The sequence below is a fragment of the Janthinobacterium sp. PC23-8 genome (assembly GCF_002250505.1).
Lineage (GTDB): Bacteria > Pseudomonadota > Gammaproteobacteria > Burkholderiales > Burkholderiaceae_D > Janthinobacterium.
This window is the reverse complement of record NZ_NJGY01000003.1, coordinates 629,398-642,263: the sequence shown is the minus strand read 5'-3', so window position 1 is coordinate 642,263 and position 12,866 is coordinate 629,398. Positions and strand designations below refer to the sequence as shown.

The 12,866-nt window shown below is 63.3% G+C and carries 7 protein-coding genes; all 7 read right to left on the bottom strand.

Annotation, left to right across the window (positions count from 1 at the left end):
- Positions 1-3,717 (bottom strand): hypothetical protein, encoded by a 3,717-nt coding sequence (locus CD932_RS22400; protein ID WP_141213341.1) that lies wholly within the window; start codon positions 3,715-3,717, stop codon positions 1-3.
- Positions 3,714-5,183, bottom strand: coding sequence for a hypothetical protein (locus CD932_RS22395; protein ID WP_094444973.1), 1,470 nt, complete (start codon positions 5,181-5,183; stop codon positions 3,714-3,716). Before CD932_RS22395 ends, CD932_RS22400 begins: the two co-directional genes overlap by 4 nt.
- Positions 5,180-9,841, bottom strand: a complete 4,662-nt coding sequence (locus tag CD932_RS22390) for a phage tail length tape measure family protein (RefSeq protein ID WP_094444972.1) — start codon at positions 9,839-9,841, stop codon at positions 5,180-5,182. Before CD932_RS22390 ends, CD932_RS22395 begins: the two co-directional genes overlap by 4 nt.
- Before the next feature lie 51 nt (positions 9,842-9,892).
- On the bottom strand, positions 9,893-10,129 hold the full coding sequence (locus CD932_RS22385; RefSeq protein ID WP_094444971.1) for a hypothetical protein: 237 nt from the start codon (positions 10,127-10,129) through the stop codon (positions 9,893-9,895).
- Positions 10,130-10,233: 104 nt separating this feature from the next.
- Positions 10,234-10,677, bottom strand: a complete 444-nt coding sequence (locus CD932_RS22380) for a hypothetical protein (protein WP_094444970.1) — start codon at positions 10,675-10,677, stop codon at positions 10,234-10,236.
- An 80-nt stretch (positions 10,678-10,757) separates the two neighbouring features.
- Positions 10,758-11,963, bottom strand: coding sequence for a phage tail tube protein (locus tag CD932_RS22375; protein ID WP_094444969.1), 1,206 nt, complete (start codon positions 11,961-11,963; stop codon positions 10,758-10,760).
- A 346-nt stretch (positions 11,964-12,309) separates the two neighbouring features.
- Entirely contained in the window at positions 12,310-12,852 is a 543-nt protein-coding gene (locus CD932_RS22370) for a hypothetical protein (RefSeq protein WP_094444968.1), read from the bottom strand.
- Positions 12,853-12,866: the final 14 nt, after the last annotated feature.

Here is a 12,866-nt window from a genome sequence, read left to right as displayed (position 1 = left end):
TTAAACCTTCACCAGTTTCCATGCAATCGCTGCGGGGTTAATGCTCCCCGAGCCATCGCCTGGCGTCCATGTGACACGCAAATAGATTTGCTGACCGATTGGCGTTTGCGCGCCGGTGTATAGACCACCACCAACGACAATCGTGGTTTCCACATAGCCGGAGAGCCCGCCTGACCGTGCCAATCCGCCAGTGAGCGTTGCATTGCCAATGTAGGTAGCAGAGGGTGCGATATACCAGAGATCGGAAAATGCCTCGCCAGTGTCGATGTAGACTGTGAACGGCATAGTGTTGTCTCGCCAGCCCACCGACAGAGGCTCTGTTCCCTTCTGCACGACATTCGGCGGTGAAATAATCGCGCGGGCGAACTCCCCGCTCCCATCGGCAGTGAGCCGAATTTTGCCGCCGCCGGCGTACAAAAACGTTTGCCCGCCGGTCGCATTCAGGTCCACATATGTCGTATTGGCAGTATTCCGCAAATAGCCGGCCGTGATCGTACCCAACGTGCCTGATGCTGCGGACAAATTGCCGGCAAACGTCCCTGTGGCCCCCGACAGCGCGCCGTCGAATGTAGCGTTCCCACCAGAGACGCGCAGGCCTGGCATCGAAAAATTACCCGCCGCTGTCACCTCGAAATACTGGCCCGTGTTGAAATTCCCCATCCGAAATGCATCTGCGCCGAGCCAGAATCCTGTGCCACCGTTTTCTGGCCACAGGCCGCTCTGGAACGCGCCGCCGGCGATATTTCCCCGCGCACGCAAATTGCTGATTTCCAGATCTCCGCTGCGATACAGGCGCCAGCCGGACTGACCAGCAACGAAATTGCTCGACCAGATATCCCCGCCAATCTTGGCATTGGTGATCGATGCATTCTGGATAAACGCGTCAGCAACATACATGCCGATGGGAATGGTGACGCCGCCGATCACCGTTTCCGTCGTGCGCACAATGAACGGTAGCGACGAGGCGATACCGCTGCCAGCGGGCGCAGCGATAAAGAAGGTGCCAGCGCGGACGCCGAAGTCGAGACGACCGCCGCCGGCAAGCAGCTCAAACCCACCCGATACACCGTCAGCGTCCAGTTGGACACCATATTTTGCCTGTACCTTCCCCAGCGCAGTTGCTGTCGCATCCGCCGTAATTTTGACGGCCGCATATTTCCCGGCTAGACCATCTGGACCCTCGATTGACGCCTGGACACTATCGACGCGGCGACTGGTAGCTGTGTACTGGTCGGCGCGGGTCTGAATTTCAGTGTTGACGACCGCAGTGAGCGCCTGGACCACCTGCGACGGGCGCCACTCAATACCAGTCACAGCCCAGTAAATAGCAGCATCACTGCCCAACCCCATCCAGAGGTTTGCCGTTCTCGCCCCTGCAGGAACGGTCACTGATCCTGTGATACGAATCCAGACATAGTTACTCTGGGCGGCTGTGCAGGTGGCCGCGGCGACTACGCTCTGGTAGTCGTTAGACCCCGTAAAATACACCCCCACACTGAACGTCGGGGCAGCGCCCGATTGGCTGCAAACCCACGCCGAGAAATAGTGCGTATCTCCAGGCGAAACCAACACCTGTGGCGCGATTTGGGTGCTATTGCGCCCCGTAACCAATGCACAGTTAGCGAATGGCCACACGCCGTCGCCGCCGCCAGCCAGAGCAATGATGCCGGTATGATTCCAGTTTGACGCCCCTTTTGCGAACGTCGGGTCCTGGCACAGATTGGTCAGGTCCGCACGATAAATGGCCTGCACCTGCTGCAGCGATGATGCGGCTGATGCCGCGCTGCCGTCGGCGGCCGTTTTCGAGCTGGCCGCCTGTGTGGCATAGAAGCCGGCCTCGCCAGCGGATGTTGACGCCGTGGTCGCCGCGCTGTTTGCCGCAGTCGCGCTCTGGCCAGCGGCAGTCGCGCGCGCGTCAGCGGTCGATGCCGAGCCTGACGCCGCGTGCGCCGCGCCTTGGGCTTGGCCGTACGCCGCCTCAGCAGCGGTACGTGCGCTATTGGCCGCCGTAGCGCTCTGTGCCGCCTCTGTTGATTTAGTATTCGCGCTGCTGGCTGACTGCGCAGCAGCTGCTGCCGAACCACCTGCATTCTGGGCCGCCAGTCCGGCCTGTCCGGCAACATAGCCGGCATCCCCTGCTGATTGTGCCGCCGCAGCAGATGCGCTGTTGGCAGTCACGGCCGCCGCGCTGGCCGACGCCGCACTCTGTTCAGCCGCTGTGGATTTCGCATTGGCGGTACTGGCCGAGCCGGCGGCGGCACTGGCAGCCCCGCCAGCAGCGTCGCGCGATTGCGCCGCCAGTTGCGCTGACTGCGCTGCTGCGCTGGCCGAGCTGCCAGCATTCGTTTCCGACGTTGCCGCACTGCCTGCCGATGCGCTGGCGGCGCCCGCCCTGGTGTTTGCCGTAATTGCCGACTGTGATGCCGCCGACGCGCTGTCGCCAGCTGCCGTGGCGGCAGCGGTAGCGACATTGGATGAAATCAGCGCGGCCGATGCAGAGACGCCAGCGGCGTCGCGCGCTGTTCCTGCCGCGTCACGCGCCGCTTGCGCCGATAATTTCGCCTCGTTTGAGGCCGTTGCTGCAGCGCCGGCTGTGGTGACTGACCCGGCAGCAGCAGCCTGGCTGGTCGATGCCGCGTTTGCGCTCTGCCCTGCAGCGCCGGCGGCGCCGGCCGCTGTTGATGCGGAACTGGCGGCGGCACTGGCGCTGCCGTTGGCGTTGGTTGCCGATTGCGCCGATTGCTGCGCTGCCGTCGACGCGGTGCCGGCGGACGTGCTGGCGTTGGTTGCCGACTGCGCCGACTGCGCAGCGTATTGGCCTGCGCCACCAGCTGCGTTATTGGCCGCAGCCTTTGCCAGATCGGCCGCGACAGACGCAGCAACTGCAGCCGAAGCCGACTGCGCCGCAGCGCCGGCCGAGGTGGCAGCATTCACCGTGTCGCCGTAGACCTGCTCCAGATCCGCGACCGCATCCCGGGTCGGCTCGATCAGATCGATTTTCGCGCCCAGGTCTGCATACAACTGGCTTTCCGTGATTTGCTTCGTCAGCACCTGCAGCAGATGCCCGACCTCGGCATCCGACGCGCCCACCGTGCCACTGCTGGCGTTGTACGGGCCAGGGATGGCCGCGCGCGACACATGGCGTATCCAGTAATAGCGGAAAGCGCCCGGCCCGACCGGATCGGTGTATTCGCGACCATCAGCACGGCCGGCCAGCACCGCCTGGGCAAAATTATTCACCGGCGCGCGCCATACCTCGGTATGCGACAGGTTGCTGTAATTGGCCGGCGCTGCATTCCATGCCAGGGTGATCGTCGCCGGATGGCCTGTGGCGACCAAGCCTGTTGGTGCCGGCGGCGGCGCCAGGTCCAGCGCCTGCTGCTTGGCCACCGTCTGGCGCGCCGCATACCTGACGCCCTCCACCACCGCGGCGGCGGTGACCGTCACGATGCTGGCGCTCATGTCTTCGTAGCGCAGCACCGCGTTGCCTTTTCCAACCGTCAGCGCCACGGGCGGCTCGCTGGAAAACGCGATGTCACCGATGGCGCCCAGCATCAGCGCAGAAAACGTGATCGTGGCCGGCGCCGGCGTGCCGGACAGCGAGATCTCGAACATCGTCGCGCTGGCCGTCAGCATCAATGCGCGATCGAGCGGCGCCGCGTAGCGCGGCACGGTACCCATGATGAGCGTGTCGCGCTCCCCCACCACCGCGCTCATGCCAGCACTCCGACCGTCACGCGGCCCGTCAGCCAGAAGCGCGACAGGCGCATCACCACGGCCGGCACGCCGTCCTGCAAGCCAAAGCGCTCGCCCTGCAGCGTCACGGCCTGTCCCAATTCGAGCATCATCATGTCCGGTTCTCCGTCAAATTCATACAGGGTGCGCGGCAGCTTGGCCAGGGCCAGGCGCCGCGCCGCTTCCGTCCGCGCATCCACGCGGGTCTTGAGGCAGGTATCGACCTGCACCGGGTCGTCGCTCAGGCGATAGCGCGCACGCACCGCCTCGTCGACCACGGTTTCGCTCAGCCACTCGGTGGCATACAGGTCGGCATGGGCCGGCGGGATGCTGGTCGTCAAGCTGGGCTGCACCGTCCAGTTGCGATCAAAGCCGATCTTCACGGCGGCCGCCACGGGCAGCCGTTGCGCCACGCGCAGGCTGCGCTCTTTCATTTGCGCCGGACCCACATCGACCGGTACGCCGATGCCCGGCAGCGCGACCTGCACCAGGCGCAGCTGGCCGGTACGCGACATCACCGCCTGCGCGCCCACGCTGGCCGCCAGCTGCTGGATGGCCTGCGCCTGGTTCGTGCGGTCCGCAATATGGAGGCCCACCGTTTGCGGGTGGGCCGCATCGAACGCGGCCAGGTTGGCCAGGTCCAGGTCGGCGTCGGCAAAACGGTCGGCCGGCTTGCCGTAGGCGGTGGCGATGCGCCGCACCAGTGGCGCGATGCGTGGCGCATAGGCGCCGCCGTTGTCGCCCTGCACGCTGGCCGTGATGGTGGTCGAAAAAGGATCGGTAACGAGCCGGAAGCGACCGGTCGTCACGGCGTGCATCACCTCGATCGGCTTGCCATTGCTGCGTACTTCGACCATCGCTTCGACCGCGCCGAGAAAACCATATTCCAGCGTCGCGGGATCCGTCAGCAAGGGCGTGACGTTATGGCACTCGCCGAACGGCACCGGCAGCATCGCGTCCTTGTTCGGCGTGGCGCCACCGAGCTTGGTTTCGCTGATCGGCGTGTTCAGGCGCTGCAGCTTGTCGCGCAAGACCAGGTTGAGCGACTCGCGCCCTGCGCTGCCGACGTCAAAGACGATGCCGTCGAAGACCAGCCGAAACTCAGCGCGCGGCCAGGCCGGGTCGCCGGCCCAGACCTTGATGGCGCGGTTCATCCATACGTCAGCCAGCCAGCCATCAAGCGCGCCATCGCGGTTATCGAGTTCGATATCGCCACCCGACAGCCCCGCCTCGCCCGTCAGGCTGACCTGTTCGGTAAAAGCCAGGCCGCCGGTCACCAGGGGCTGGTATTCGGTATTGGGTGGCGTGTCAAGCGGGCCAGTGACATAAGGCCGCGACGCCAGATAGCGCGTCGCTTCCTGGCCTGCCACATTCACCTGTGCCTCGACCAGCACCATGCGGACCGCCGCAGCGCTTTGCAGCCAGTTTGAAAATTGCGCATCGGTCATGCGTATGCTCCTTTCACTGTATTGGCCCAGGACGAGGTCCTGGACGATTTGTCGACGCCTTCGACCACCGTGCGGGCGGCGCTGGCGTTCGATTCGACGGTGGCGCGGATGGTGTCGCCGGTCTGCACGCGCTGGTCGGCGCGCAGGCCTTCGAGTTCCACCCGCATGGCTTTGTTGTCTTCGCGCAGGCCGCGGATTTCGGCGACCAGGGCGTCGGCACCGACATTGGCGGCGGCGCAATAGCGCACGGGATCAAAGTCGAGCGCCGCAGCGGGACTGATGGAAGCGGCCAGCGCCAGCGCGGCCGGTGCATTGCTGAACTGCACGCCCAATTGCGTCGCGCCGCCCATCGCCGTCCGCAGGGCGGCGATGGCCTGGGCCACCGTCAGCACGCTGTCGTTGATGGTGATCAGGCCGGACACCTGTGCGTTGAGCGCGTCGAGGCTGGCCTGCTGCACGTCGACCTGTGCTGCCGCCCATTTCAGGGCGTCCTCGTTGGCGGCCACCACGCGGGCATAGTCTGCCGCGTAACGGCCATCGGCTGCGTTGACCACTTGCGACGCAGTGAGGAAAGCCTGCTCGGCGGCAGACAAGCCAGACTGCGCCGTCGCGTCGCCGGCCCTGGCTGCCGACAAGGTCTTTTCGAACTGGGCCCGCGCCTCGGCGTATTTCTGCTCTGGCGTCAGGGTCGACTGGGCGCCCAGCGCCATGCTGGCGTTCAGGCCATTGAGCGTGCCGACCCAGGATTTCGACTTGTCGAGCGCTGATCTGGCCGCCGCCGATTCGTTTTCGTAGGCCTTGTTCAAGGCATCCTTGGCGCCGGTGACGGCCTTGACTGCCTGGATCTGGTCGAACAGTCCACGATTGGCGTCGGCGACCGCCGTACGCTGGGCGGCCAGCAGTTCCGTTTCACTTTGCAGCAACTGGTTCAATTGTTGCTGCAAATCCTTGCGCTCACTGGCAACTTCGCTGGCGGTCTTGTTCATTGCAGCCACTTCACCAGTGGCAGCGGCCAGGTCAGCCGCATAGTCTGCCGCCTTCTTGAACGGTTCGGCCAGCGACAACAGCGCAACGTACAACTGGTCCGCGCCATCTTTTCCTGTCGCGACACCTTCAGCCGCTGACAATACCGCCGACTTGAAACCATCCATCGTCGTAACACCGCCCAGGCCCAGCTTGCCCATCGCATCATTGACGGAACTGGTAATCGGCGCCATTTTTTCGGCATCGGACAAAAAGTTCTCGTAGAAATACGAGGTGCCTTCCGTCAACTTGTCGATACCTCCGGCCACACCGATCAGATGCTCGGAGAGCTTGACCGCAGCCATGCCGGTCACGCCGAAGGATTGGCCCAATACGAATAGCACGTCGCTGACCTGCTGAAAATTATTGGCGATACGATTCAGCGTTTCGAAGGCGCCCTCGCCGATCTTCGCGAAGCCGTTCAAACCCACAACCCCAGCGGCAGCCATCTGATCGCCCAGCGCGGAAAATGCCGTTTCAAGTGCTTTCTGCTGATCTTCGGCGCTTAGCCCCTTCAGGCTGATCTTGCCCAGATCGACCTTGAAATTATCCAGCCGTGCATTGAAATCGTTCCCCGCCAGGCCCATGACCTTGGCCGCGCTGCGGACGGCGTCTCCCATGCCGACGATAATCATCGTGAACTGCTGGTTTATATCGTCGGACAACGCTGCAGTCTCGGTCCTGTTTCTGTTGCTGTAGGTGATGCCCAAGGCCTTTTTCTTCGTATTGACATCGGCATAGGATTGCGCAGTGAAGCCCATTTCTTCGATCTGGCCGAAACTCATGGCCTTGGCAGTAATACCCTGATCGACCACGGTACTGGAAGTATTGAATAGTTTTGATACAACATTTCCGAGCACTGCGCCCACGACACTGCCCAGCGCCAGTCCCAACGGACCACCGATTGCCGCCATGCCCATGCCAACATAAGTTCCCAGCATGGCCCCGCCCAAGCCGCCTGCCGCAGTACCGGCCAGGATACCGATGCCGCCACCCAGCACTGCGGTACCGGTCTGCACGCCTGCCGCAGCGCCGCCCGCGCCCGCGGCTGCCGATTCACGGGCAAGCAAATTGCCCAGGTTGCCGATGCCGGCAACGAGCTTGCGCAAGGAGCTATCCATCGAAATGGTATACGCCAAGCCCAGACCGGAATTCTTTTCCATGATGGCCAGGCTGCGTGTGATCGAGTCGCTCTTGGCCGAAGAATCGCCCAGCACCGTGCCGGTGCCGTTTGCCTTTTGGCGTTCTTTCGCCACATCGACATTGCCGCCTCCTCCGCCTATCGCCACGCCAAGTCCCGCCACGATTGCCGCCATGGCGGCCATGCGGCCAAACGCGGTATACGGATCGCCCTGGCCCTGACTCAGTACAGCACTGATGGCCTTTGGCACCAGTTCGGCCAGCGTCATGGCCGTTTCGGCAGCATGGAATACCTGAGAAACCGTGGTCAGCATCTTGTACCCCGTGCTCTGCTTGTCGAAGAAGCCAGCTGCGGCACCCGCCATGTCCCCGTAACCTTTCATTTGCGCTTGCGTGGAATCGTATTGGGCCTTCGCCGTGGCGGCGATTTTTTTGGATTCGTCTTTACCGGCATCCTCCTGCGAGTTCGTCAGTGTTCTTTGAATGTCTTGTTGGGCTTTCTTGTAGTCAACCAACGCCGACGTCACCTTGCCGATCGTACCGCCCACCTTGCCGAAGACCTTTTCCAACGCATCGCCGAGAGCTTTGGCGCCATCGGCTGCCTCTTTCCATTGCTGCTCATAGGCAGCCTTGATGGCCGCCGTCTCCTTGGCCAAGTTGTCCGCAGCGTCCTTTTCCTGTTTCCTGGCCGTTTCCGCCTTCTGCTGGCTGGCGACTTCGTCCATCTGTTTCAGGTTGGCATCCATCTTCTGCTTTGCGCGCAGCTCGGCCGCCCCCGCTTCGGCGATCTTGTTGGTATTTTCCTGACGTGCTTGCGGCGTTTTCGCCTGGAATCCCTTCAGTGCCGCCGCCTGGTCCCGGTAAGCCTGCATTTCCGCCTCACCGCGCGCGTTGATGGCTGTCACGCGGCTTGCAAAATAGGCCTCGTCGCTCAAGGTGCCGCTCTTGCGGCGCGTTTCGTCCAGCTTGGCCAGCTGGTCATACTCTTCGTTCTTCAAGCGCAACTGGCTTTGAATTGCCTGCACCTGCCCCGCCAGCTGCGCTTCGCGGGGGTCCAGGCCTGCGGCAGCGGTGCTTGCCCTTGATGGCGCGGCAACCTTGTCCGGTCCGGCAAACGAGGCCTGAACGTTCTTGCGCAACAACTTCTCGTCCTCGTCACTGATCCTGGCGCCGCCGGCGCGGGCATTTTTCACCGCTTCATCCACCTTTTTGATGGCGGCGGTTTCACGCTGCTCCTTGGTCGCGTAGCGCTTCTGCATCTCGTCGATATCCATCAAGCCCTGCTTGGCATCGGCATTGCGCTTTGTTTCCCGTCGCTGGTCCAGCGCTTTCTTTTCAGCTTGCGCCTTCCTGTCATTCGCGAGGGCCAGCGCCCGCGCCTGTTGTTGTTCGAACTGTGCCAGTTGGCCATCCGTCAGGAGTGCTGCGGGATGGGTGCCGGGAACCAGTTGTCGCGTGGCGCGTACCTCAGCCGTACGCCGCTGAATTTTCTTGATTTCTTCTTCGGGTGTATCATCGCGTCCTATCGAACGCATGCCATCCATGAAGCTCGACCACAGGCCCTTGCCGCTTTGCAGGAGCCCACCGATCAAACTGAGCTTTTCTGCCCGTTTCTGCAGGCCGGCGTTGATCAGATCACTGGTCAGCGCCATCGCTTCCTGCGTCCTGCCTTCTTCTTCCAACGCGGCGATATGCTGATACTGTGCGCCAGTGAGGATGTTGTACTTGCTGTCGTGCGTATCAACCCAGCTGATCACACCATTGGCCATGGTGGCAAAATCGGCAGCGACCGCGCCAGCCGATTCGCCGCTGATCCGCGACATGGTCATGGCGGCAGCGCCCACGGAACCGAGCGATTCGCGTGTAAACTGCCCGGTTTCCGCCAATGCCTGCATGGCGCTACGGGCGTCGCCCAGGCCGGTGCTACTCGACTCGGACACCGACGACACCATGGTATTGAACTGGCCTTCGGTGATGCCAGCCGCATTGCCAGTCAACACCAGGGCCTGCGCAAATTTGTCCGACTCCAGCTGGCCCTGCACGAATGCTTCGGCGACAAATGCGACGACATCGCCGGCCATCTGCAATGCCAGCAGCGGTCCCTTGCCCAGGCGCGTCAAGGCCGCTTCTGTCAGGCCGGTGGCATCGGCCATCTCGCCCAGGCCGTTCTTGATCTGTCCTACGTTGGCGTTCAGGGCCCCTTCGCCTACCTTCAGCGACGCCCTGGCAAAGCCATCGACAGCTTGCGCCGCCTTCAATACCGCATCGGACGCATCGCTGCTTTGCTGGCCCAGCACTTTTGCGGCATCGGCCGCGGCGCTGGTTGCCTCTTCCTGGGCGCGCGTGGCCTGCTCCGAGATGCGGATGGCGACGCTGGTTTCGCGTACCTGCCGGCCGGCCTGTTCGGAGGCCTCGGCGAGCTGACTGACGGCCTGCGCGCTTTCGCGCACTTCGGCCGTATTTACGACGATTAATATTTCCCTGATTTCTGGCATGGTTGGCCTCTGAAAAAAGGCCGCACAGGGCGGCCGGGTTGGACAAACAGGTCAGCCCTGCTGGTGCGCCAGGAACAGCGCATCGAGACTGTCGAGCAGTTGGTGCTCGAACGGCTCCATGGCGAGCCGGTGGCGCGCCTGCCATGCCAGGATCTCGCTGCTGGCGATAGGATTGACGGCCATGCCATTCTGGCGCTTGCGGTTCAGTTGCACGAACCACTCCCATACGTGGGCCAGTTCGAACGGCAGCGGCGGCGGCGCCACGGCTTCCGGTGGCGCCCGGTACAAGGGATGGCGGCGGGCCGCATCGAGATGCTCGCCCTTGGCGTGGCCGTCGGCGGCGCGTGCGCCGCGTTCGAACTGGTGTGCGGCGTACTGCAGCAGGCTGGCTGTCAGAGTTTCAAAAAATTTGACTCGTTTTCCAGCGCGGTCGTCACTTTTTCCTGCCAGGTCGGGTATTTTTCAAACGCCGCCTCCAGCAGGGCCGCATCGAGCGGCACTTCTGCGCCATTGCTGGTAAAGCCGTACCAGCCGGTGACCACGGCCAGCGCCAGGCGCTTCTGGTTGCCGTCGATGGCCTGCACCAGCAGTTCGGCGCCTTCGTCGGTCGAGGCGTCGATGGCGGTCTTGCGGCGCGCCGATTTTTTGTAGCCTTCGGCGCGCACGGCGTTGTTGGCCACGCGATACTGTTCGCTATTCTTGCCGACGATGGTCAGACCGGCCACCGCTTCGCCGTCGGCGTCGAAAATGACGGGCACGTCAAAGGTGACGGGTGTGGCGGCCGCGTGGAGGTTGCCGATGTCGAAACCTGCCTGGATTTTTTGTGCGTTGTTCATGTGTGCTGCTTTCTGGATGAAGTAAAAGACAATAAAAAAGCCGCCACGCGGGCGGCACTGGGGTAGCCGGCGAATGCCTGTTACAGCGCGCTGTCCTGGATGCTCAAAGTGGTCGCTTCATGCTGGGCATCGGCGCCCTTGTAGCGCAGGATGTCGAAGGCGCAGGTGACGATCTTGTTTTTCTCGCCATCGTCGATCTTGGCCGAGGTGATCTTGACACGGCCCATGGCCAGCGCCAGCACGTCGGCGTTCGGGGCGGTGCCGGACGCCATGGCGTAGGCCAGGGCGATTTCCGTCTCGTTCTTGAAGTAGTCAAGGTAGACGGCGTCCTGCAGCAGCACCGTGAACTGGCCCGAGCCAAGCACCTTGCCGCGCGAGGCGGCGGTGGCGAATCTGGAGCCGATCACCGGGTCGACCTTGACCTGGCCGTCGAGCGAGACCGACATGCCGGTGCAGATCTGCGACGGGATGCCGTTCACCGACATCATCGCCGTGGCACCCGAGAACTTGCCGCTGCCGGCAGCCGCAGCTGGCGTGGCGAAATGCGGCACGGCGGTGGTCGGGCCTTCCGCCTTGCCCATCAGGGTAAAGTCCAGGCTGGTGATGCCATTGGGCTGCACGGCGATGTCCATCTTGCTGACCAGCTGATCGACAAAGCTGCGGTGCACGCCGATATTCGGGTCCTGCACTTCGGCCGTGAACCAGTCGGTGGTGTGGCCGGTGAGCGGCGTAAAGCTGCGCTTTCCCACAGCCGCCACGCCGACGGAGTCGCCAGCCGCCTTGATGACCATTGCCGAGCCGTCCATGAACTGGCCGTTCAGGTTGGTGGCGGTAACGGAGGTAACGAAAAAGTTCTTCGCGTTGTTGGCGGTGGCCGGCGCCGTCAGGCCGCTGATGCGCACCACGCTGCCGGCGCGAAAACCGTCGGCCAGCCAGGAGCCGGCGCTGCGCACCAGGCCGGTCGCGGCGGCGGCGATGGTAGTCTGGGCGGCGGCCACGCCACCGGCCGTGAAGTCGCGGCGCAGCAGCGCGGCCATCAGCGGCGCATAGGTACCGCAGGCCGCTTCGGCCTTGATGGCGCCGGCCGTGCGGAAATTGCCCAGGCGGGTGTCGCCCTGCTGCTGGCTGGCGTCGATTTCGCTGCTGGCGTACTTGTCCGCTTCGGTGTCGAAGGTGGCCGTGACACGCGGGTAGACCTGGCCGCCGCCTGCCGCGGCCTTGACGCCTTCGGCGCCCTGTTTGCTGATGACGATCACGCTGTCGATGCCGTTTGCTGTCGATGCCATGGGAAGTGCCTTTCATGAGATGAAAAAAAAGACCGCGAGGGCGGTCTGGGTGGGTGCGTTGGAAAAAACAAAGAAGAAATGCAACAGCCCGCACGAGTCGCGTCGGCGGGCTGCGGCGGTTCGGGCGGCGCGAGGCCGCGCCGAACGGGAGAGATGCGAGGCATGCCGTGAAGGCGGGGTCGCTGAAGATTATCCTATCGGTGTCGCGCTGGAAACGCGTCTATTACGAGTGGATAAGCATGTGGTGCTACTGTACTGGGTTACTGCGTTCGCTTTGTGTGCTGCTTGAACGAGACTCTATTGTAGGAGCGTTTTTTTCAGCTCAAGGCATCTTGCACAATTTATTTTACCGGCCCAGACGGCGCATGGCGCGCCGGCCGTGCGACTGGAAAATCGCTTCGAGTTCGCTGACCATGTCCTTGATGCGCTCCAGTTCAAAGCCGCCGGAACAGGTGATGGCCGCTTCGCCGGCGCCGTGGCAAGCCTTGCAGACCAGCGGTGCGCCCGCCGCGCCGGCGCTGGCCACGCCGGTGCCATGGCAAAGCTTGCATTTGCTGTCGAGCCAATGGGCCAGCGACGCTTCGGCCACGCGGCGATACAGGGTGTGGGCCGCCTGCGCGTCCCAGGCGGTGCTGGCCTTGACCCAGCGCCGCGCCTGGCCCTTTTTGGTGACGGCAGCGGTCCAGGCGCGCAGCAGTTGCGCCAGGTTGCCGGCATTGCCCTCGAACCGACGGCTGACGGTACCGTCCGCATATTTGACGCGACACAGCAAGGCGCCCATGTCGCCGGCCAGCGCCGCTGCGGCGATCACGTCCAGGTCGTGGTGAAACGCGTCGTCGCGCAAATTATGCGACGACAGCGACGCGATGAATTGTTCTGCAAAGCCCATGATGTTCTCCTCAT

What these genes read in the sequence shown, in the direction of transcription:
- CD932_RS22400 (WP_141213341.1), bottom strand. Translation starts at nt 3,717, where the DNA reads ATGAGCGCGGTGGTGGGGGAGCGCGACACGCTCATCATGGGTACCGTG.
- CD932_RS22395 (WP_094444973.1), bottom strand. Translation starts at nt 5,183, where the DNA reads ATGACCGATGCGCAATTTTCAAACTGGCTGCAAAGCGCTGCGGCGGTC.
- CD932_RS22375 (WP_094444969.1), bottom strand. Translation starts at nt 11,963, where the DNA reads ATGGCATCGACAGCAAACGGCATCGACAGCGTGATCGTCATCAGCAAA.
- CD932_RS22380 (WP_094444970.1), bottom strand. Translation starts at nt 10,677, where the DNA reads ATGAACAACGCACAAAAAATCCAGGCAGGTTTCGACATCGGCAACCTC.
- CD932_RS22370 (WP_094444968.1), bottom strand. Translation starts at nt 12,852, where the DNA reads ATGGGCTTTGCAGAACAATTCATCGCGTCGCTGTCGTCGCATAATTTG.
- CD932_RS22390 (WP_094444972.1), bottom strand. Translation starts at nt 9,841, where the DNA reads ATGCCAGAAATCAGGGAAATATTAATCGTCGTAAATACGGCCGAAGTG.